The sequence below is a fragment of the Citrobacter sp. KH_055_1 genome, assembly GCF_057838705.1.
Genome location: NZ_CM174473.1, coordinates 4642700 through 4663493, shown reverse-complemented (window position 1 = coordinate 4663493; position 20794 = coordinate 4642700). Strand labels below are relative to the sequence as shown.

The window sequence follows — 20794 nt, the reverse complement described above, 5'->3', positions numbered from 1 at the left end:
TGCGCGCACGATTACGCTAAGAGGACATTCGCCTTGGACACACCCAGTAGATACTGGCTCATTATCCTGTCATCCAGGATCAACTCCTAAGGCTATCCCTTTTTGCTGATAGCCTTCGCGGTTGTCAGCGACCTTCTGTTTTTTCTCGTCGCGCCGAGTCAGGCTGTTTAATGGTCTGAAACCCAATTTGTTTCTGTGTGCCCACCGAACTGTCCGATAATTTTTTGCATTGGGAGTCCCGGTCATGCTGAGCGCATTTCAACTGGAAAACAATCGTTTAATACGTCTTGAGGCGGATGAAATTGATCATCTCGCCAGTTCGGTTTGGGTCGATTTAGTCGAGCCGGATGACGATGAACGAAACCGTGTGCAAAAGGACTTGGGCCAGAACCTGGCTACGCGCCCTGAACTGGAAGACATCGAAGCATCCGCACGTTTTTTTGAAGACGAAGACGGCCTGCACATCCACTCCTTCTTCTTCTATGAAGATGCCGACGATCATGCGGGCAACTCAACCGTGGCATTCACCATTCGCGAAGGTCGTCTGTTTACCCTGCGCGAGCGCGAACTGCCAGCGTTTCGCCTGTACCGTATGCGTGCGCGCAGCCAGTCGATGGTCGACGGCAACGCTTACGAGTTGCTACTCGATCTGTTCGAAACGAAAATTGAACAGCTGGCGGATGAAATAGAAAATATCTACAGCGATCTGGAAAAACTCAGCCGCGTGATTATGGAAGGGCGTCAGGGCGATGAATATGACGAAGCGCTCTCCACGCTGGCGGAACTGGAAGATATCGGCTGGAAAGTTCGTCTGTGTCTGATGGATACCCAGCGCGCATTAAACTTCCTGGTGCGTAAGGCGCGACTGCCGGGCGGTCAACTGGAGCAGGCGCGCGAGATCCTGCGAGATATCGAATCCCTGCTGCCGCACAATGAATCCCTGTTCCAGAAGGTTAACTTCCTGATGCAGGCGGCGATGGGCTTTATCAACATCGAACAGAACCGCATCATCAAGATCTTCTCGGTGGTTTCCGTCGTGTTCCTGCCGCCGACGCTGGTGGCATCCAGCTACGGCATGAACTTTGAGTTCATGCCGGAACTGCACTGGAGCTTCGGTTATCCCGGAGCGATTGTCTTTATGATGCTCGCGGGCCTGGCGCCGTATTTGTACTTTAAGCGCAAGAACTGGCTGTAGCAGAGAATTATTAACGCTCCCGTAGGCCTGATAAGCGCAGCGCCATCAGGCAGAAAGATGCCGGATGGCGACGTAACCGTCTTATCCGGCCTACAAAATCAGTGCCATCAGGCGCAATCACAACCCCCTTCGCGTTCTGCGTAGGGTATAAATCGCATCCATCACGAATATCGCCAGCGCGACCCAGATAAAGGCGAACGTCACCATCTTATCTGCGCCCGGTACTTCGCCGTAGAATGTTACCGCCAGCAGGAACATCAGCGTCGGCCCGATATACTGGAAAAAGCCCAGCGTGGACAGACGCAGACGGGTCGCTGCACCGGTAAAGCACAGTAGTGGAATGGTGGTCACGACCCCTGCTGCAATCAGCAACAGATTGAGCGACATGGGGTTCTGTCCCATATGGCTGGTTGGGCTGTCGGCAATACCAAACAGATAGATTGCCGCAATCGGTAACAGCCACAAGGTTTCGATCAGCATGCCGGTTTGTGCCTCGACGGCGATCTTCTTACGCACCAGGCCATAAAAAGCAAAGCTGAAAGCCAGTCCTAGCGCAATGATTGGCAGTGATCCAAACGTCCACAACTGTACCAGCACGCCGCAGGCGGCGAGCAGCACGGCCAGCCACTGCATGCGGCGAAAGCGCTCACCGAGGAAAATCATGCCCAATACAATATTCACCAGGGGGTTAATAAAGTAGCCGAGGCTGGCTTCCAGCATATGGTGGTTGTTGACCGCCCAAATGAATAGCAGCCAGTTTCCGCCGATGAGCACCGCGGAAAGCGCCAGCAGGAAAACCTTCTTTGGCGTTTGCAGCAGCGTTTTGACCCCTGACCATTGGCGGCTGATGCTCATCAGCACCACCATAAAGAAAAATGACCAAATCACACGGTGCGTCAGGATCTCGTCTGCGGGGACGTAGTAAATCAACTTGAAATATGCGGGTGCAATGCCCCAAATAAAATAGGCAGCAAGAGCGAGTAATACGCCCTGCCGCGTTTGCTTAGCATCCATCGGGAAAACTCATTTCAGAAATGTAACGGCAGTTTACCTTGTTTCAGGCGCTTACCCCACCATATACGTTGCGGTGGCGCTGGCGATATAAAGCTGCTCTTCGTTATGCAGCTCCACGCGTGCAACGGCAACTTTATTGCCTGCCCGCAGCAAACTGCTGGTAGCTGTGAAGCGATTCCCCCTGCCTGGGCGCAGATAATCGACGCGGAGATCGATGGTTCCCATGCGCGACATCCGCTGGCGCAGCTCGTCCTCGCTGATGGTTTCATGACGGGTCAGCGTACTGCCCACGCACACCAGTCCGGCTGCTACGTCCAATGCTGAGGCAATCACGCCACCATGCAGGATGCTTTGCGCCCAGTTGCCGACCATCATCGGTTGGTTATTAAAGGCCAGTTGGGCAAACTCTTTTTCGTAACGTTCCAGCTCCAGCCCCAGCGCCCGGTTAAACGGCATATGGTAGACAAACATTTCGCCCACTAATTTCAGTGCTTGCTCAGCAGTCAGTACGGCAGACATACAATCCCTAACTCTCGATGGTTAATGAGGTGTTGATATTATGCTTCTTAATTGTTGTTTTCTACTTTGGGACGGGATAACTAACGAAGAGCGCACTAAGTATGTAAAATGCTATCAATAAAATCTTACAATTCATCAATATTTTAGTTCAGGAGAACATGACCGATGCGGGCGATTCTGGGATGGTTACTACCAGCAGTTATGCTGCCGTTGACCGTGTATGCGCAGGAAGCGACGGTGAAAGAGATTCATGATGCACCCGCTGTGCGCGGCAGTATTATTGCCAACATGCTGCAAGAGCATGACAATCCTTTCACGCTTTACCCTTATGACACCAACTACCTCATCTACACCAATACCAGCGACATGAATAAAGAGGCCATCAGCAGCTATAGCTGGTCTGAAAATGCGCGTAAAGATGAGGTGAAGTTTCAGCTGAGCCTGGCGTTTCCGCTGTGGCGCGGGATTTTAGGCCCGAACTCCGTGCTTGGTGGTTCCTATACCCAGAAATCCTGGTGGCAGCTTTCTAATAGCGAAGAATCGGCACCGTTTCGCGAAACTAACTACGAACCACAACTATTCCTCGGTTTCGCCACCGATTACCGCGTTGCCGGCTGGACGCTACGTGATGTGGAAATGGGATACAACCACGACTCTAACGGTCGTTCCGAACCGACCTCGCGCAGCTGGAACCGCCTGTATACCCGCCTGATGGCAGAAAACGGTAACTGGCTGGTAGAAGTGAAGCCGTGGTACGTCATCGGCAGCACTGGCGATAACCCTGATATCACTAAATATATGGGCTACTATCAGCTCAAACTGGGTTACCACCTCGGTGACGCCGTGTTAAGCGCGAAAGGTCAGTACAACTGGAATACCGGCTACGGCGGCGCTGAGTTGGGTGTCAGCTACCCCATCACCAAACATGTTCGTCTTTATACCCAGGTCTACAGTGGTTATGGCGAGTCGCTGATTGACTATAACTTTAATCAGACGCGCGTTGGCGTGGGCGTAATGCTCAACGATATCTTCTGATCGGCATTGAGAGTATTTTAATCATTGCAGTTTCTCTCTCAGGCGCTGAAAATAGCGCCTGTTTTTATTTAAGGTTAACGGGGTTAATGTGGCGCAGGCGGAAGTGTTGAATCTGGAAATGGGCGCTAAACAGGTTTTGCAGGAAACCTTTGGCTACCAACAGTTTCGCCCTGGTCAGGAAGAAATCATCGACACCGTGCTCTCTGGCCGCGACTGCCTGGTCGTTATGCCAACCGGTGGTGGTAAATCCCTGTGTTATCAAATTCCCGCATTATTGCTGAACGGCCTCACCGTTGTTGTCTCACCGCTGATTTCCCTGATGAAAGACCAGGTCGATCAGCTGCTGGCAAACGGTGTAGCGGCGGCGTGTCTGAACTCCACCCAGAGCCGTGAACAGCAGCAAGAGGTGATGGCAGGCTGCCGTAGCGGGCAAATCCGCCTGCTGTACATTGCGCCCGAGCGCCTGATGCTGGATAACTTCCTTGATAATCTGGCGCACTGGAACCCGGTACTGCTGGCGGTAGATGAAGCGCACTGTATTTCCCAGTGGGGGCATGATTTCCGCCCGGAATATGCCGCGCTGGGTCAGCTGCGTCAGCGTTTCCCTGCGCTGCCGTTTGTGGCGCTCACGGCCACCGCCGATGACACCACCCGGCTGGATATTGTGCGTCTGCTCGGGCTTAACGATCCCCTCATTCAGATCAGCAGCTTTGACCGTCCCAATATCCGCTACATGCTAATGGAGAAGTTTAAGCCGCTCGATCAGCTGATGCGCTACGTGCAGGAACAACGCGGAAAGTCCGGCATTATTTACTGTAACAGCCGCGCGAAGGTTGAAGACACCGCGGCGCGTCTGCAAAGCCGCGGGATCAGCGCCGGGGCCTATCATGCCGGGTTGGACAACAACGTGCGCGCCGACGTGCAGGAGAAATTCCAGCGCGACGACCTGCAAATCGTTGTCGCGACCGTGGCGTTTGGCATGGGAATTAACAAACCCAACGTGCGCTTCGTGGTGCATTTTGATATCCCGCGTAATATCGAGTCCTACTATCAGGAAACCGGGCGTGCCGGGCGTGATGGCCTGCCCGCGGAAGCGATGCTGTTTTACGATCCGGCCGATATGGCGTGGCTCCGCCGTTGTCTCGAAGAGAAACCCGCCGGACAGCTGCTGGATATCGAGCGTCACAAGCTCAATGCGATGGGGGCCTTTGCCGAGGCGCAAACCTGTCGTCGTCTGGTGCTGCTGAACTATTTTGGCGAAGGGCGTCAGGAGCCGTGCGGCAACTGCGATATTTGTCTCGATCCGCCAAAACAGTACGACGGCTTAATGGATGCGCGTAAAGCGCTGTCGACGATCTACCGCGTTAACCAACGTTTTGGTATGGGCTATGTCGTCGAGGTTTTGCGCGGGGCGAATAACCAGCGCATTCGTGAGATGGCGCATGACAAGCTGCCGGTCTACGGTATTGGTCGTGAACAGAGCCACGAACATTGGGTGAGCGTCATTCGCCAGCTGATTCACCTCGGACTGGTGACGCAGAATATTGCCCACCACTCCGCGTTGCAGTTAACCGAAGCTGCGCGTCCGGTACTGCGCGGCGTTGTGCCGCTACAGCTTGCCGTGCCGCGTATTGTGGCGCTTAAACCACGAGCAATGCAGAAATCCTTTGGCGGTAACTACGATCGTAAGCTGTTTGCCAAACTGCGTAAGCTGCGTAAAGCCATTGCCGATGAAGAGAATATCCCGCCGTATGTGGTCTTTAACGACGCCACGCTGATTGAAATGGCCGAGCAAATGCCGGTGTCACCGAGCGAAATGCTGAGCGTCAACGGCGTGGGAATGCGTAAACTTGAGCGTTTTGGCAAAGAGTTTATGGCACTTATCCGCGCACATGTTGATGGTGACGACGAAGAGTAGTCAGCCAGGCAAAAAAGTGCCAGGATGGTGACTCTCTGAACTATTTCCCCGCGAGTCATTTTTATGTTAACGCTATTTTTTACCGTTGCGTTGGTACACATCGTAGCGCTGATGAGTCCTGGCCCCGATTTTTTCTTTGTTTCGCAAACGGCCGTTAGCCGCTCGCGCAAAGAGGCGATGATGGGTGTGCTGGGTATTACCTGCGGCGTCATGGTCTGGGCGGGCGTGGCACTGCTCGGTCTGCATCTGATCATCGAAAAAATGGCCTGGCTGCACACTATTATTATGGTCGGCGGTGGTCTGTATCTGTGCTGGATGGGGTATCAGATGCTGCGCGGCGCGTTTAAAAAACAGGACGTTGCGGCACCTGCGCCGCAGGTTGAGCTGGCGCAGAGCGGTCGCAGTTTTTTAAAAGGTCTGCTGACCAACCTGGCGAATCCCAAAGCCATTATCTATTTTGGCTCCGTCTTTTCGCTGTTTGTCGGCGACAACGTCGGTACCGCTGCCCGTTGGGGTATTTTCGCGCTGATTATCGTCGAGACGCTGGCGTGGTTTACCGTGGTCGCCAGCCTGTTTGCGCTGCCGAAAATGCGTCGTGGCTATCAGCGTCTGGCGAAGTGGATTGACGGCTTTGCCGGCGCGTTATTCGCGGGCTTCGGCATTCATCTGATTATTTCGCGTTAACTTACCAGTAGGCCGGATAAGCGGTAGCGTCATCCGGCACTGATCTCAGGCATGCCGTGCTGACGCCAGCAGGGCACCTATCAGCATAAACAGCGAACCAAACACTTTGTTCAGCGCCTTCATTTGCTTTGGCCCTTTAATCCAGCCCGCAATGCGGGTAGCCAGCGTCGCATAACCGATCATCACAATAATATCGACCACGATGGTGGTCACGCCCAGCACCACGTACTGCATCAACTGCGGCTCCTGCGGCATGATGAACTGCGGGAACAGGGCGGCGAGAAATACAATGCTCTTTGGGTTGGTCAGGTTGACGAAGACGGCGCGCTTGAACAGGCGACTGCGTGATTGCGTATTGGCGATGGTGTTCAGGTCGATGGCACCCGCCGCGCGCCATTGCTGAATGCCCAACCAGATAAGATAGGCTGCCCCCGCCCACTTCAGTACCTCAAAGGCGATCACTGACCGTGAGAATAGCGTTCCTAGCCCAACACCGACCAGCACGATATGAATGCCAAGCCCGGTCTGCAAACCGGCAATCGACGCCGCTGCTCCCCGATAACCATGGCTGATGGCGGTTGTCATGGTGTTGATCGCCCCTGAACCTGGCGACAAGCTCAAAACAATGGACGTCAGCAGGTAGGCGAACCACCATTCAAAGGTCATGAGAAACTCCCGACTTGTCTATTTTTATGCCACAATACGCTACTGCCGATGCGTTGTAACAGGCTCGGCAAAAAAAACGATTTTACTTGGTCAACGAGGCTGGATACCCGATGTTTCAGCAGCAAAAAGACTGGGAAACAAGAGAAAACGCGTTTGCCGCTTTTTCCATGGGGCCACTGACAGATTTCTGGCGTCAGCGGGAGGAAGCGGAATTCACTGGCGTAGATAATGTTCCCGTACGCTTTGTTCGCTTTCGTGCAGAAAAAAACGATCGCGTCATCGTCGTTTGTCCCGGGCGTATAGAAAGCTACGTAAAATACGCTGAACTGGCGTATGACCTGTTTTATTCTGGTTTTGACGTCCTCATTATCGACCATCGTGGCCAAGGGCGTTCCGGGCGGATGCTCTCGGATCCGCACCGTGGCCATGTGGATAACTTTAATGACTATGTCGACGATTTGACCGCCTTCTGGCAGCAGGAAGTGCAGCCAGGTCCATGGAGAAAACGCTATATACTGGCGCATTCCATGGGAGGCGCTATTGCCACGCTGTTCCTGCAGCGCCACCCTAATCAGTGTGATGCTATTGCCCTCAGCGCCCCGATGTTCGGGATCGTGATGCGCTTTCCTGACTGGATGGTGCGCCATATTCTTGACTGGGCTGAAGGGTATCCGCGCATTCGCGAAGGCTATGCCATGGGGACCGGTCGCTGGCGGGCGTTGCCGTTTGGGATGAATGCGCTCACCCATAGCCGACAGCGCTATCGGCGTAATCTGCGCTTCTATGCTGATGATCCGCAGTTGCGCGTAGGCGGTCCGACCTATCATTGGGTGCGTGAAGGCATTCTGGCGGGGGAGCAGGTGTTGGCCGGGGCCGGAGATGATGCGACCCCGACGTTGCTTATTCAGGCTGAAGAAGAGCGTGTGGTGGATAACCGCATGCACTATCGTTTTTGTGAACTCCGCGCTGCAGCGGGCCATCCTGTAGAAGGAGGTCAACCGCTGGTCATAAAAGGCGCCTACCATGAGATCCTTTTTGAAAAGGACGCAATGCGCTCAGTCGCGCTCAACGCCATTGTTGAATTTTTCGACAGGCATAACTCATCCAGCGGACACCGCTTTGCTTAGAGGTTTAATTTTTTATGTATCAGGTAGTTGCATCTGATTTAGACGGTACGCTGCTTTCCCCCGACCATACCCTGTCCCCGTATGCCAAAGAGACGCTGAAACTGCTGACGGCTCGTGGTGTGAATTTTGTGTTTGCGACCGGCCGTCATCATATTGATGTAGGGCAAATTCGCGACAATCTCGGCATTAAGTCCTACATGATCACCTCCAACGGTGCGCGCGTACATGATACTGACGGGAATCTTGTGTTCTCGCATAACCTGGATCGCGACATTGCCAGCGATCTGTTTGGTGTGGTGAATGCGAACCCGGATATCGTGACCAACGTGTATCGCGACGATGAGTGGTTTATGAACCGCCATCGCCCGGATGAAATGCGTTTCTTTAAAGAAGCGGTGTTTAACTACTCACTGTTTGAACCTGCGCTGCTGGAGCCGGAAGGCGTCAGTAAAGTGTTTTTCACCACCGACTCTCACGAAATCCTGCTGCCGCTGGAGCAGGCGATTAACGCCCGTTGGGGTGATCGTGTGAACGTCAGTTTCTCCACGCTGACCTGTCTGGAAGTGATGGCGGGTGGCGTATCAAAAGGCCATGCGCTGGAAGCGGTGGCAAAAGCGATGGGCTTCAGCCTGAAAGACTGTATCGCCTTTGGTGACGGCATGAATGACGCCGAAATGCTATCGATGGCGGGAAAAGGCTGCATTATGGGTAATGCACATCAGCGCCTGAAGGATCTGCACCCGGAGCTGGACGTGATTGGGCTTAATGCCGACGATGCTGTGCCGCATTATCTGCGAGAACTGTTTTTACAGTAACGGAACCGCTCATTAGTTAGTCAGTTGTCAACCGTGAACTTCGCTACAATGGGTGTATCTTTTGTTCAGAGACATCTATTGTGGCGCTACTCATCATTACCACTATTCTGTGGGCCTTTTCCTTTAGCCTGTTTGGCGAGTACCTTGCTGGTCATGTCGATAGCTATTTTGCCGTGCTGGTGCGGGTCGGACTGGCTGCGCTGGTGTTCCTGCCATTTCTGCGTACCCGCGGCCACAGCGTAAAAACTATTGGTCTGTACATGCTGGTGGGTGCCATGCAGCTTGGCATCATGTATATGCTGAGTTTCCGTGCTTATTTGTACCTGACGGTTTCCGAGCTGCTGTTATTTACCGTCCTGACACCGCTCTATATCACACTGATTTATGACCTGATGAGCCGACGCCGTTTACGCTGGAGCTACGCGTTTAGCGCACTGCTGGCGGTGATTGGGGCGGGGATCATTCGTTACGATCAGGTGACCAGTCATTTCTGGACCGGTCTGCTGCTGGTACAGCTTTCCAACATCAGCTTTGCCATCGGCATGGTGGGCTATAAGCGTCTGATGGAAACCCGTCCCATGCCGCAGCACAACGCCTTTGCCTGGTTTTATATGGGGGCATTACTGGTGGCGGTCGTTGCCTGGCTTATAGTAGGGAATGCGCAAAAAATGCCTGAAACTTCGCTGCAGTGGGGGATTCTGGTGTTCCTTGGCGTGGCAGCATCGGGCATCGGTTACTTTATGTGGAACTACGGCGCGACGCAGGTAGATGCAGGCACACTGGGTATCATGAACAATATGCATGTGCCTGCGGGGCTGTTGGTTAATCTGGCCATCTGGCACCAGCAGCCTCACTGGCCAAGCTTCATCATTGGTGCGGCTGTTATAGTGGCCTCACTGTGGGTGCATCGAAAGTGGGTCGCTCCGCACTCCGCACAAACGGCAGGTGATCGCAGGCGTGATTCCGCGCTGAGCGAATAAATGCTTCCGTGACCGGCTGACGCTGCTCGCCATCGCGCACAGCGGCGTACAGTCGGCTCCACAATCCATCACCCAGGGTTTTGGTCACCACCAGGCCCTGGCGTTCAAAACTCTCCACTACCCAGTGCGGCAGCGCTGCAATACCCATTCTGGCGGCGACCATCTGGATCAGCAGCAGGGTATTATCCACGCTCTTCAGCGACGGGCTAACGCCAGCAGGCTGCAGGAAATGCCGCCAGACATCCAGTCGGCTGCGCTGTACCGGATAAATCAACAGGGTTTCGCTGGCTAAATCTTCCGGCGTTACCTGCGTTTTGCTGGCCAGTGGGTGATCGGGCGCCAGTATCAGACGGACTTCAAAATCAAACATCGGTGAATAGTGCAGGCCGCTGCGCGGCAGAATGTCGGATGTCATCACCAGGTCCAGCTCATCCTGCTGCAGGGCTGGTTGCGGATCGAAAGTCACGCCGGATTTAAAATCCATCTCTACCTGTGGCCAGTTAGCACGGAAATTCTCCAGCGCGGGGGTCAGCCACTGAATACAGCTGTGACATTCAATGGCGATGCGCAGCCGGGTTTGCTGCGGTTCGTTGCATGCCTGAAGCGCGCGACCGATTTGTGGCAACACCTGATTGGCCAACTGCAACAAAATTTCACCCTGTGGCGTAAAACGTAGCGGCTGGCTTTTACGCACAAATAGCCGAAAGCCGAGGCGTTGTTCCAGATCGCTGAACTGGTGAGACAGGGCGGATTGGGTCTGATGCAACGTCGCTGCGGCGCCTGCCAGCGACCCACTGTTCCGCAACGCCTGTAGCGTTTTCAGATGCTTAATCTCGATCATGAAAGTCCTTCACTTCGGCATGAATAAATTGCGCTTGAGGAATATACAGTAACCGCCAATTATGGATGTGTAAACATCTGGACGGCTAAAATCCTTCGTCTTTTAAATTTATGGTGCGTTGGCTTCGTTTCCCCACCCCAGTCACTTACTTCAGTAAGCTCCTGGGGATGAGCAAACTTGCCGCCTTCCCTAAATTCAAAATCCATAGGATTTACATATAATTAGAGGAAGAAAAATGACAATATTGAATCACACCCTCGGTTTCCCTCGCGTTGGCCTGCGTCGCGAGTTGAAAAAAGCGCAAGAAAGCTACTGGGCGGGTAACGCCTCTCGTGAAGAATTGCTGGCAACGGGTCGCGAATTGCGCGCTCGTCACTGGGATCAACAAAAGCAAGCTGGCGTTGACCTGCTGCCAGTGGGCGATTTCGCCTGGTACGATCATGTGCTGACCACCAGTTTGCTGCTGGGTAACGTTCCGGCCCGTCATCAGAACAAAGATGGCTCTGTCGATATCGACACCTTATTCCGCATTGGCCGTGGTCGCGCACCGACCGGTGAACCGGCGGCAGCGGCAGAAATGACCAAATGGTTTAATACCAACTATCACTACATGGTGCCTGAATTTACCAAAGGTCAGCAGTTCAAACTGACCTGGACTCAACTGCTGGATGAAGTGGACGAAGCGCTGGCGCTGGGCCACGAAGTGAAGCCCGTCCTGCTGGGTCCGGTCACCTACCTGTGGCTGGGGAAAGTGAAGGGTGAACAGTTTGATCGCCTGAGTCTGCTGAACGACATCCTGCCGGTTTACCAGCAGGTGCTGGCTGAGCTGGCGAAACGCGGTGTTGAGTGGGTACAGATTGATGAACCTGCGCTGGTGCTGGAGTTGCCCCAGGAATGGCTGAACGCCTTTAAACCGGCGTACGATGCGCTGACCGGGCAGGTGAAGCTGCTACTGACTACCTATTTCGAAGGCGTGACGCCGAATCTGGGTACCATCACCGCGCTGCCGGTACAGGGTCTGCACGTGGATCTGGTTCATGGTAAAGATGACGTAGCCGAGTTGCACTCGCGTTTGCCCGCTAACTGGCTGCTTTCCGCAGGCCTGATTAACGGCCGTAACGTCTGGCGCGCCGATCTGACTGAGAAATATGCACAGATTAAAGACATTGTCGGGAAACGTGAGCTGTGGGTCGCCTCCTCCTGCTCCCTGCTGCACAGTCCTATCGATCTGAGTGTCGAAACCCGCCTGGATGCCGAAGTGAAAAGCTGGTTTGCCTTCGCCCTGCAAAAGTGCGGTGAACTGGCGCTGCTGCGTGATGCGCTGAACAGCGGTGATACTACTGCACTGGTCACGTGGAGTGCGCCAATTCAGGCGCGTCGTCAGTCAACCCGCGTCCACAATGCGGCAGTGGAAAAACGTCTGGCGGCTATCACCGCGCAGGACAGCCAGCGTACTCACGCTTACCCGGTACGTGCCGAAGCCCAGCGTGCGCGCTTTAACCTGCCAGCGTGGCCGACCACCACTATCGGTTCCTTCCCGCAAACTACGGAAATCCGCGGCCTGCGTCTGGATTTTAAAAAGGGTAACCTGGATGCGGGCAACTACCGCACCGGTATCGCCGAGCACATCAAACAGGCGATCGCTGAGCAGGAACGTTTAGGCCTGGACGTGCTGGTACACGGCGAAGCCGAGCGTAACGACATGGTTGAATACTTTGGCGAGCATCTGGACGGTTTTGTCTTTACTCAGAATGGTTGGGTACAGAGCTACGGCTCCCGCTGCGTGAAGCCGCCGGTAGTGATTGGTGACGTGAGTCGTCCGGAAGCGATTACCGTTGAGTGGGCAAAATACGCCCAGTCGCTGACTGACAAACCGGTCAAAGGCATGCTGACAGGCCCGGTGACCATTCTTTGCTGGTCATTCCCGCGCGAAGATGTGACCCGCGAAACCATCGCTAAGCAGATTGCGCTGGCACTGCGTGACGAAGTCGCCGATCTGGAAGCCGCCGGTATTGGCATCATCCAGATTGATGAACCGGCGCTGCGTGAAGGTCTGCCGCTGCGTCGTAGCGACTGGGCGGCGTATCTGGAATGGGGTGTCGAGGCCTTCCGTATCAACGCCGCGGTGGCGAAGGACGAAACGCAGATCCATACCCACATGTGTTACTGCGAGTTCAACGACATCATGGATTCCATCGCTGCGCTTGATGCCGACGTGATCACCATTGAAACCTCGCGTTCCGACATGGAGTTACTGGAGTCGTTCGAAGAGTTCGACTACCCGAACGAAATCGGGCCGGGCGTGTACGACATTCACTCGCCAAATGTGCCAAGCGTGGAATGGATTGAAGCCCTGCTGAAGAAAGCGGAACAGCGTATCCCGGCTGAGCGTCTGTGGGTGAACCCGGACTGTGGGCTGAAGACGCGTGGCTGGCCGGAAACCCGCGCAGCGCTGGCGAACATGGTGAAAGCGGCGCAGAACCTGCGTCAGGCTTAATTAGGTGCCCGATCGCCGGGGGCGTTAACGCTTACCCGGCCAACAGGAACGTGCAAGTCGTTGTAAGCCCGGTAAGGCGTAGCCGCCACCGGGCGATTAACATTTATTTCTTCCCACCATATTGCGCAAACCACGCCAGCATTCTTTGCCAGCCGTCATTGGCGGACTCTTCGTGATAGCTCGGGCGATAATCCGCGTTAAAAGCATGCCCGGCATCGGGATACACCACGATTTCTGCTTTGGCATTCGCCGCGCGCAATGCCTGACGCATGGTTTCCACGCTTTCCTGCGAAATACTGGTGTCCTGCGCGCCATAAAGCCCCAACACGGGGGCGTTAAGATCGGTAGCGATATCGACAGGATGCCTGGGCGAGTTCAGCGTTTTGTCGCCGACCAGTTTGCCATACCATGCCACTGCCGCTTTTAACTGCGGGTTGTGTGCGGCATACAGCCAGGTGATGCGTCCACCCCAGCAAAAACCAGTGATCATCAGTCGGTGTGCGTCACCACCGTTGCGTGAGGCCCAACTGGCGACGTGGTCCAGATCGGCCAGAACCTGAGAGTCCGGGACTTTGGCCACCAGGCCGCTTAACAGCGTTGAAATATCGGCAAAATCATTCGGATCGCCCTCGCGAAAGTAAAGCTCTGGAGCGACAGCCAGATACCCTTCCAGCGCCAGGCGGCGACAAATATCACGGATGTGTTCATGAACGCCAAAAATTTCCTGCACGACGATAACAACCGGTAGCGGACCTTCGCTGTGCTTCGGGCGTGCATGATACGCAGGCATATCATCGCCTTGAGACGGAATCGACGTTATTCCCGCGATGATTTCGTTATCCGGGGTGTGAACCGCCGTTGCTGCGGGTGGGGATACTGCAGGTGCAAAGCCAGATTGTCGTGTTGTTGCCATGGTATTCTCCGTACCCTTAAGTATTTAGCCAAATAGCGCATCATTAACTATAGACGCGTGCAACGAACCACATTGCCTTAAACGGTCTATCTTTTGTGCAAGGCTTGCCTGTATCGAACAGTTAATGTGACGTTCATCACTATTTGACGGTAATGAAATGCAATTGATTTACATCAAAGTGATGGCTGTCACGAAAATATGTTTATGCCTTCGGTAAAGTGTGTTTTTGCTTCTTCTGACAAAACCGATTCACAGAGGAGTTTTTATGTCTAAGTCTGATGTTTTTCATCTCGGCCTCACCAAGAACGATTTACAAGGGGCTACGCTTGCTATCGTCCCTGGCGACCCTGAGCGTGTGGAAAAGATCGCCGCGCTGATGGACAAGCCGGTTAAGCTGGCATCTCATCGCGAGTTCACTACCTGGCGTGCTGAGCTGGATGGTAAAGCTGTGATTGTCTGCTCTACCGGTATCGGCGGTCCGTCGACCTCTATCGCCGTAGAAGAACTGGCGCAACTGGGCATTCGTACCTTCCTGCGTATCGGTACGACCGGCGCTATTCAGCCGCATATCAACGTGGGCGACGTGCTGGTTACCACCGCGTCTGTCCGTCTGGACGGGGCGAGCCTGCACTTTGCACCGATGGAATTTCCGGCTGTTGCCGATTTCGAATGTACCACCGCGCTGGTGGAAGCCGCGAAATCTATTGGCGCGACTACCCACGTCGGCGTGACCGCCTCTTCAGATACCTTCTACCCAGGCCAGGAGCGTTATGACACCTTCTCTGGTCGCGTGGTGAGCCGTTTCAAAGGCTCGATGGAAGAGTGGCAGTCCATGGGCGTCATGAACTACGAAATGGAATCCGCTACGCTGCTGACCATGTGTGCAAGCCAGGGTCTGCGTGCCGGTATGGTTGCGGGTGTTATCGTTAACCGTACTCAGCAAGAAATCCCGAATGCTGAAACCATGAAGCAAACGGAAAGCCACGCGGTGAAAATCGTGGTAGAGGCTGCACGTCGCCTGCTGTAATTTTCTCTCCTTTCTGAAAAGGCCGACATGTTCGGCCTTTTTATTTTGCGCAGTACCTCGCAGGAAATTCCTTTTAAACTGGACGTTTATACAGCACAATTCTATTTTGTGCGGGTAAGTCGTTGCTGTAAGGGGGGCGTAGTGGATATTTCGATAATGATAAGTGCCGTCGTGGCGTTAGCTGCAGGGCTGCTTGTGGGCTGGCTGGCGACCAAAGCGCGTGCCGACCAAATCCGCGCGGATCTTATCGAAGAACGGCGTGAACTGGATATTGCGCTAAGCGCCGCACGTCAACAGCTGGCGCAGGAAGCCCACTGGCGCGACGAGTGCGAGCTACTCAACAACGAACTTCGCAGCCTGCAGAGTATTAACACCTCTCTGGAAGCCGATCTCCGGGAAGTCACCACGCGACTCGACGCGACGCAACAGCATGCGGAAGATAAAATCCGCCAGATGATCAACAGCGAACAGCGTCTGAGCGAACAGTTCGAAAACCTGGCAAACCGTATTTTTGAACACAGCAATCGTCGCGTTGATGAGCAAAATCGCCAAAGCCTGAATAGCTTGCTTACACCATTACGTGAACAGCTGGACGGTTTTCGCCGCCAGGTGCAGGATAGCTTTGGCAAAGAGGCGCAAGAGCGTCATACCCTGGCGCACGAAATTCGTAACCTCCAGCAACTGAACGCGCAGATGGCGCAAGAAGCGGTTAACCTGACACGGGCGCTGAAAGGCGATAACAAAACCCAGGGCAACTGGGGAGAAGTCGTACTCACGCGGGTACTGGAGGCGTCCGGTCTGCGCGAAGGCTATGAATATGAAACTCAGGTCAGCATAGAAAATGACGCACGATCGCGGATGCAGCCGGATGTTATTGTCCGATTGCCGCAGGGCAAAGACGTGGTGATCGATGCGAAAATGACGCTGGTGGCCTATGAACGCTACTTTAATGCAGAGGATGACTACACCCGCGAAAGTGCGCTACAGGAACATATCGCCTCCGTGCGTAACCATATTCGTCTGCTGGGCCGCAAAGACTACCAGCAGTTGCCGGGATTACGTACGCTTGATTATGTGCTGATGTTTATCCCGGTTGAGCCCGCTTTTCTGCTGGCGCTGGACAGGCAGCCCGAACTGATTACAGAAGCACTCAGAAATAATATTATGCTGGTAAGCCCGACCACGTTGTTGGTGGCATTGCGCACCATTGCTAATCTGTGGCGGTATGAGCATCAAAGTCGTAATGCGCAGCAGATCGCGGACCGGGCCAGCAAGCTTTATGACAAAATGCGGCTGTTTGTCGATGATATGTCAGCAATTGGTCAGAGCCTGGACAAGGCACAAGATAACTATCGGCAGGCGATGAAAAAATTGTCTTCAGGGCGTGGAAACGTTCTGGCTCAGGCAGAAGCGTTTCGTGGATTGGGTGTAGAAATTAAGCGCGAGATTAATCCTGAACTGGCTGAACAAGCCACGAGCCAGGATGAAGAGTTTCGTTTACGTTCGGTCCCCGAGGCGCAACAAGACGAGACTTACCCCGATGGAGAGGCGGTAAATCAGCAATCAAACTAGCCCGTTTGGGTTAGTTGAACCCGGTAGAAGGGTAGGGCAAATTGGCCCAATCTGTTACACTTCTCGAACATTTTTTGGATGAGCAGGCACTGAGATGGTGGATAATTCACAAGAAACGACGCACTTTGGCTTTCAGACCGTCGCTAAAGAGCAGAAAGCTGACATGGTGGCCCACGTTTTTCATTCTGTGGCGTCTAAATATGACGTTATGAATGACTTAATGTCATTTGGCATTCATCGTTTGTGGAAGCGCTTCACCATTGATTGCAGTGGCGTGCGCCGTGGGCAGACTGTCCTGGATTTAGCCGGTGGTACGGGCGATCTGACGGCGAAATTTTCTCGCATGGTCGGTGAAACCGGGAAAGTGGTTCTGGCGGATATCAATGACTCAATGCTCAAAATGGGTCGCGAAAAGCTGCGCAACATTGGCGTGATTGGCAACGTCGAGTATGTCCAGGCGAACGCGGAAGCATTGCCGTTCCCGGACAACACCTTTGACTGCATTACCATTTCGTTCGGCCTGCGTAACGTCACGGATAAAGACAAAGCACTGCGTTCTATGTATCGCGTGTTGAAGCCTGGTGGACGTTTACTGGTGTTGGAATTTTCCAAGCCGATTATCGAGCCGCTGAGCAAAGCGTATGACGCATACTCTTTCCATATTCTGCCGCGTATCGGTTCAATGGTGGCAAGCGATGCCGATAGTTACCGCTATCTGGCGGAGTCCATCCGTATGCATCCCGATCAGGACACGTTAAAAGCAATGATGCAAGATGCCGGGTTTGAAAGCGTTGATTACTACAACCTGACGGCAGGTGTTGTTGCGCTGCATCGTGGTTACAAGTTCTGACAGGAGATCGGGGATGCCTTTTAAACCCTTAGTGACCGCAGGCGTTGAAAATCTGCTCAACACCTTTCTGTATCGTTCACCGGCACTGAAATCAGCCAGAACGCGTTTGCAGGGCAAGGTGCTGCGTGTAGATCTCAAAGGATTTTCGACCCCGCTAGTCCTGGTGTTTAGCGAACGCCAGGTTGATGTACTGGGGGCATGGGAAGGCGAAGCTGATTGCACCGTGATCACGCATGCCAGCGTGTTACCAAAATTGCGCGATCGCCAGCAGCTCACGGCGCTTATCCGCAGCGGCGAGCTGGAAGTGCAGGGCGATATTCAAGTGGTGCAGAACGTTGTCGCGCTGGCAGACCTGGCGGAGTTCGATCCCGCAGAACTGCTTGCCCCTTATACTGGCGATATTGTTGCAGAAGGGATCAGCAAGACCCTGCGCGGTGGGGCTACGTTTTTATGCCGTACCGTTCAACGTCAGCAGCGTTATGTTGCCGAAGCGATCACCGAAGAGTGGCGCATGGCCCCGGGCCCGCTGGAAGTTGCATGGTTTGCCGAAGAAACCGCTGCCGTTGAGCGTGCGGTCGACTCCCTGGCCAAACGGCTGGAAAAACTGGAGGCCAAATGACGCCAGGTGAAGTACGGCGCCTTTATTTCATCATTCGCACTTTCTTAAGCTACGGTCTTGATGAACTCATCCCCAAAATGCGTATTACGCTGCCGCTTAGGTTGTGGCGCTACACGTTGTTCTGGATGCCAAACCGGCATAAAGATAAACCGCTGGGTGAAAGGCTGAGACTGGCTTTGCAGGAGCTGGGACCGGTGTGGATCAAGTTTGGTCAAATGCTTTCCACCCGCCGCGACCTTTTTCCTCCGCAAATCGCCGATCAGCTTGCACTGCTGCAGGACCGGGTGGCCCCATTCGATGGGCAACGCGCAAAACAACAAATCGAAGAAGCAATGGGCGGACTCCCTGTTGAAGAATGGTTTGATGATTTTGACATCACCCCGCTGGCATCTGCGTCTATTGCACAGGTTCACACTGCGCGACTGAAATCGAACGGCAAAGAGGTCGTGATCAAGGTCATTCGCCCGGATATTCTGCCGGTCATCAGAGCCGATTTAAAACTGATCTATCGCCTAGCTCGCTGGGTGCCTCGCTTGCTGCCGGATGGTCGCCGCCTGCGGCCAACGGAAGTGGTGCGTGAATATGAAAAAACGCTGATCGATGAGCTGAATCTGCTGCGCGAGTCGGCGAACGCGATTCAGCTGCGGCGTAATTTTGAAGACAGCCCGATGCTGTACATCCCGGAAGTGTATTCCGACTATTGCAGTCAGAACATGATGGTGATGGAGCGTATTTACGGTATCCCGGTTTCAGATGTTGCCGCGCTTGAGAAGAACGGCACCAATATGCAACTGTTGGCTGAGCGTGGCGTTCAGGTCTTCTTTACTCAGGTATTCCGCGACAGCTTTTTCCATGCGGATATGCACCCTGGGAATATTTTTGTTAGCTATGAACACCCTGAGAACCCGAAATATATTGGCATTGACTGCGGGATTGTCGGTTCGTTGAATAAAGAAGATAAGCGCTACCTGGCGGAAAACTTTATCGCGTTCTTTAACCGCGACTACCGCAAGGTTGCCGAGTTGCACGTAGATTCTGGCTGGGTTCCGCCGGACACCAACGTCGAAGAATTTGAATTTGCTATTCGTACCGTGTGTGAACCGATATTTGAAAAACCGCTGTCGGAGATTTCATTTGGTCACGTGCTGTTGAACCTGTTTAACACCGCACGTCGGTTTAATATGGAAGTCCAGCCGCAACTGGTGCTGTTACAGAAGACATTGTTGTATGTTGAGGGCGTTGGTCGACAGCTGTATCCGCAGTTAGATTTATGGAAAACAGCCAAGCCATTTCTGGAGTCGTGGATTAAAGATCAGGTCGGTATTCCTGCGCTTGTCAGGGCTTTTAAAGAAAAAGCACCGTTCTGGGTCGAAAAAATGCCAGAAATACCTGAACTTGTGTATGACAGTTTGCGCCAGGGCAAATATTTACAACACAGTGTTGATAAGATTGCGCGCGAGCTTCAGGCGAATCATGTTCGTCAGGGACAATCCCGTTATTTATTGGGTATTGGCGCAACGCTGCTGCTAAGTGGGACATTCTTGCTGGTAAGCCGTCCTGAGTGGGGTTTGATGCCTGGCTGGCTAATGGCGGGTGGCGTCATTGCCTGGCTGATAGGCTGGCGCAAAATGCGCTGAATTTTTCATCGCTCAAGGCAGGTCGTGTAACGTATACTACGGTCTTATTAATTCATCATCTATAACAGAGGAACATGTATGGGTGGTATCAGTATCTGGCAGTTGTTGATCATTGCCGTCATCGTTGTACTGCTATTCGGCACCAAGAAACTCGGCTCCATCGGTTCCGATCTTGGCGCGTCAATCAAAGGCTTCAAAAAGGCGATGGGTGATGATGAACCTAAGCAAGATAAAACCAGCCAGGACGCTGATTTTACTGCTAAATCCATCACCGATAAGCAGGGTGAAGTGAAAAAAGAAGACGCCAAAAGCCACGATAAAGAGCAGGTATAATCCGTGTTTGATATCGGTTTTAGCGAACTGCTATTGGTGTTCGTGATTGGCCTCATTGTTCTGGGGCCACAACGACTGCCGGTGGCGGTAAAAACGGTCGCGGGTTGGGTTCGTGCATTGCGCTCTCTTGCAACGACGGTTCAGAATGAACTGACCCAGGAGCTTAAGCTTCAGGAGTTTCAGGACAGCCTGAAAAAAGTTGAGAAAGCGAGCCTGACAAATCTGACGCCGGAGCTGAAAGCTTCGATGGATGAATTGCGTGAAGCTGCGGAGTCGATGAAGCGTTCTTACAGCGCTAACGACCCTGAGAAAGCCAGCGATGAAGCCCACACTATCCATAATCCGGTAGTGAAAGGGAGCGAAGCGCAGCATGAGGGGGTTACCCCGGCTACGGCTGAAGCGCAGGCCAGCTCGCCAGAGCAAAAACCGCAATCCACGGGTGCTAGTACGCCGGAACCGACGGAAGCCGCTTCCGTAACGTTGATGGACGCAGAAAAGAAATCCGCCGCGCCTGTTGTCGAATCCTCCCCTTCGTCGAGTGATAAACCGTAA

Annotated in this window: 21 protein-coding genes; 16 read left to right on the top strand and 5 right to left on the bottom strand. The window is 53.6% G+C overall.

Translation table 11 applies throughout. From position 1 onward, the window contains the following. Positions 1-33: 33 nt before the first annotated feature. Both ysgD and corA read left to right on the top strand, forming a co-directional pair. Positions 34-90, top strand: a complete 57-nt coding sequence (ysgD, locus tag AC3ITF_RS21895) for a YsgD/CorL family protein (RefSeq protein WP_212723238.1) — start codon at positions 34-36, stop codon at positions 88-90. A gap of 154 nt (positions 91-244) precedes the next feature. Next, positions 245-1195 carry a magnesium/cobalt transporter CorA gene (corA, locus tag AC3ITF_RS21890; protein ID WP_096758923.1) on the top strand — a complete coding sequence of 317 codons (951 nt, stop codon included), beginning with the start codon at positions 245-247 and terminating at the stop codon, positions 1193-1195. A 117-nt stretch (positions 1196-1312) separates the two neighbouring features. Here the strand turns inward: corA and rarD are convergent, their stop codons facing one another. Next, the gene (rarD, locus tag AC3ITF_RS21885; protein ID WP_096758922.1) at positions 1313-2209 is read right to left on the bottom strand and encodes an EamA family transporter RarD; all 897 of its coding nucleotides are present in this window, start codon (positions 2207-2209) and stop codon (positions 1313-1315) included. A 51-nt stretch (positions 2210-2260) separates the two neighbouring features. After that, entirely contained in the window at positions 2261-2728 is a 468-nt protein-coding gene (yigI, locus tag AC3ITF_RS21880; protein WP_005133301.1) for an acyl-CoA thioesterase YigI, read from the bottom strand. 165 nt (positions 2729-2893) lie between these two features. Between yigI and pldA the strand changes: the two genes are divergently transcribed. From pldA to rhtC, 3 genes are all read left to right on the top strand, one after another. Beyond that, positions 2894-3763, top strand: a complete 870-nt coding sequence (gene pldA, locus AC3ITF_RS21875) for a phospholipase A (protein WP_489176013.1) — start codon at positions 2894-2896, stop codon at positions 3761-3763. 88 nt (positions 3764-3851) lie between these two features. Further along, positions 3852-5681, top strand: coding sequence for an ATP-dependent DNA helicase RecQ (gene recQ / locus AC3ITF_RS21870; RefSeq protein ID WP_115259840.1), 1830 nt, complete (start codon positions 3852-3854; stop codon positions 5679-5681). Between the two features lie 63 nt (positions 5682-5744). Beyond that, entirely contained in the window at positions 5745-6365 is a 621-nt protein-coding gene (gene rhtC, locus AC3ITF_RS21865) for a threonine export protein RhtC (protein WP_096758919.1), read from the top strand. Between the two features lie 45 nt (positions 6366-6410). On the opposite strand, the gene rhtB is transcribed toward rhtC, so the two are convergent. Next, positions 6411-7031, bottom strand: a complete 621-nt coding sequence (gene rhtB / locus AC3ITF_RS21860) for a homoserine/homoserine lactone efflux protein (protein ID WP_096758918.1) — start codon at positions 7029-7031, stop codon at positions 6411-6413. Between the two features lie 110 nt (positions 7032-7141). Between rhtB and pldB the strand changes: the two genes are divergently transcribed. The 3 genes from pldB to AC3ITF_RS21845 all read left to right on the top strand — a co-directional run bounded on the left by pldB (position 7142) and on the right by AC3ITF_RS21845 (position 9953). Next, a complete protein-coding gene (gene pldB, locus AC3ITF_RS21855) occupies positions 7142-8158 on the top strand; it encodes a lysophospholipase L2 (RefSeq protein WP_096758917.1) in 1017 nt (338 codons plus the stop codon). 14 nt (positions 8159-8172) lie between these two features. Beyond that, a complete protein-coding gene (gene yigL / locus AC3ITF_RS21850; protein WP_096758916.1) occupies positions 8173-8973 on the top strand; it encodes a sugar/pyridoxal phosphate phosphatase YigL in 801 nt (266 codons plus the stop codon). Between the two features lie 80 nt (positions 8974-9053). After that, positions 9054-9953 (top strand): carboxylate/amino acid/amine transporter, encoded by a 900-nt coding sequence (locus AC3ITF_RS21845; protein WP_115259838.1) that lies wholly within the window; start codon positions 9054-9056, stop codon positions 9951-9953. Here the strand turns inward: AC3ITF_RS21845 and metR are convergent. Continuing rightward, positions 9856-10794: an HTH-type transcriptional regulator MetR gene (gene metR / locus AC3ITF_RS21840; RefSeq protein WP_115259837.1), complete on the bottom strand. Its 939-nt coding sequence runs from the start codon at positions 10792-10794 to the stop codon at positions 9856-9858. The two genes, AC3ITF_RS21845 and metR, sit on opposite strands and share 98 nt — an antisense overlap. Before the next feature lie 235 nt (positions 10795-11029). Here metR and metE point away from each other — a divergent pair, with 235 nt between their 5' ends. Next, positions 11030-13291, top strand: coding sequence for a 5-methyltetrahydropteroyltriglutamate--homocysteine S-methyltransferase (gene metE, locus AC3ITF_RS21835; RefSeq protein WP_489176012.1), 2262 nt, complete (start codon positions 11030-11032; stop codon positions 13289-13291). A gap of 103 nt (positions 13292-13394) precedes the next feature. Here metE and AC3ITF_RS21830 read toward each other — a convergent pair whose 3' ends face one another. Next, the gene (locus AC3ITF_RS21830; RefSeq protein WP_115259835.1) at positions 13395-14204 is read right to left on the bottom strand and encodes a dienelactone hydrolase family protein; all 810 of its coding nucleotides are present in this window, start codon (positions 14202-14204) and stop codon (positions 13395-13397) included. A gap of 265 nt (positions 14205-14469) precedes the next feature. Between AC3ITF_RS21830 and udp the strand changes: the two genes are divergently transcribed. The 7 genes from udp to tatB all read left to right on the top strand — a co-directional run bounded on the left by udp (position 14470) and on the right by tatB (position 20794). Further along, positions 14470-15231 carry a uridine phosphorylase gene (udp, locus tag AC3ITF_RS21825; RefSeq protein ID WP_003828923.1) on the top strand — a complete coding sequence of 254 codons (762 nt, stop codon included), beginning with the start codon at positions 14470-14472 and terminating at the stop codon, positions 15229-15231. A gap of 141 nt (positions 15232-15372) precedes the next feature. Further along, complete coding sequence (gene rmuC / locus AC3ITF_RS21820; protein ID WP_115259834.1) at positions 15373-16803, top strand: DNA recombination protein RmuC; 1431 nt, start codon at positions 15373-15375, stop codon at positions 16801-16803. Between the two features lie 94 nt (positions 16804-16897). Continuing rightward, positions 16898-17653, top strand: coding sequence for a bifunctional demethylmenaquinone methyltransferase/2-methoxy-6-polyprenyl-1,4-benzoquinol methylase UbiE (gene ubiE / locus AC3ITF_RS21815; RefSeq protein WP_096758910.1), 756 nt, complete (start codon positions 16898-16900; stop codon positions 17651-17653). Positions 17654-17666: 13 nt separating this feature from the next. Then, positions 17667-18272, top strand: coding sequence for a ubiquinone biosynthesis protein UbiJ (gene ubiJ / locus AC3ITF_RS21810; protein WP_115259833.1), 606 nt, complete (start codon positions 17667-17669; stop codon positions 18270-18272). After that, positions 18269-19909, top strand: a complete 1641-nt coding sequence (ubiB, locus tag AC3ITF_RS21805) for a ubiquinone biosynthesis regulatory protein kinase UbiB (protein ID WP_115259832.1) — start codon at positions 18269-18271, stop codon at positions 19907-19909. Before ubiJ ends, ubiB begins: the two co-directional genes overlap by 4 nt. A 78-nt stretch (positions 19910-19987) precedes the next feature. Continuing rightward, positions 19988-20242, top strand: coding sequence for a Sec-independent protein translocase subunit TatA (gene tatA / locus AC3ITF_RS21800; protein ID WP_096758907.1), 255 nt, complete (start codon positions 19988-19990; stop codon positions 20240-20242). Positions 20243-20245: 3 nt separating this feature from the next. Continuing rightward, entirely contained in the window at positions 20246-20794 is a 549-nt protein-coding gene (gene tatB, locus AC3ITF_RS21795) for a Sec-independent protein translocase protein TatB (RefSeq protein ID WP_096758906.1), read from the top strand.

Coding starts and splice junctions, on each gene's coding strand:
- ubiE (WP_096758910.1), top strand. CDS start 16,898: ATGGTGGATAATTCACAAGAAACGACGCACTTTGGCTTTCAGACCGTC.
- yigI (WP_005133301.1), bottom strand. CDS start 2,728: ATGTCTGCCGTACTGACTGCTGAGCAAGCACTGAAATTAGTGGGCGAA.
- ubiJ (WP_115259833.1), top strand. CDS start 17,667: ATGCCTTTTAAACCCTTAGTGACCGCAGGCGTTGAAAATCTGCTCAAC.
- rhtB (WP_096758918.1), bottom strand. CDS start 7,031: ATGACCTTTGAATGGTGGTTCGCCTACCTGCTGACGTCCATTGTTTTG.
- pldB (WP_096758917.1), top strand. CDS start 7,142: ATGTTTCAGCAGCAAAAAGACTGGGAAACAAGAGAAAACGCGTTTGCC.
- yigL (WP_096758916.1), top strand. CDS start 8,173: ATGTATCAGGTAGTTGCATCTGATTTAGACGGTACGCTGCTTTCCCCC.
- tatA (WP_096758907.1), top strand. CDS start 19,988: ATGGGTGGTATCAGTATCTGGCAGTTGTTGATCATTGCCGTCATCGTT.
- udp (WP_003828923.1), top strand. CDS start 14,470: ATGTCTAAGTCTGATGTTTTTCATCTCGGCCTCACCAAGAACGATTTA.
- ubiB (WP_115259832.1), top strand. CDS start 18,269: ATGACGCCAGGTGAAGTACGGCGCCTTTATTTCATCATTCGCACTTTC.
- metR (WP_115259837.1), bottom strand. CDS start 10,794: ATGATCGAGATTAAGCATCTGAAAACGCTACAGGCGTTGCGGAACAGT.
- corA (WP_096758923.1), top strand. CDS start 245: ATGCTGAGCGCATTTCAACTGGAAAACAATCGTTTAATACGTCTTGAG.
- metE (WP_489176012.1), top strand. CDS start 11,030: ATGACAATATTGAATCACACCCTCGGTTTCCCTCGCGTTGGCCTGCGT.
- AC3ITF_RS21830 (WP_115259835.1), bottom strand. CDS start 14,204: ATGGCAACAACACGACAATCTGGCTTTGCACCTGCAGTATCCCCACCC.
- rarD (WP_096758922.1), bottom strand. CDS start 2,209: ATGGATGCTAAGCAAACGCGGCAGGGCGTATTACTCGCTCTTGCTGCC.
- rhtC (WP_096758919.1), top strand. CDS start 5,745: ATGTTAACGCTATTTTTTACCGTTGCGTTGGTACACATCGTAGCGCTG.
- pldA (WP_489176013.1), top strand. CDS start 2,894: ATGCGGGCGATTCTGGGATGGTTACTACCAGCAGTTATGCTGCCGTTG.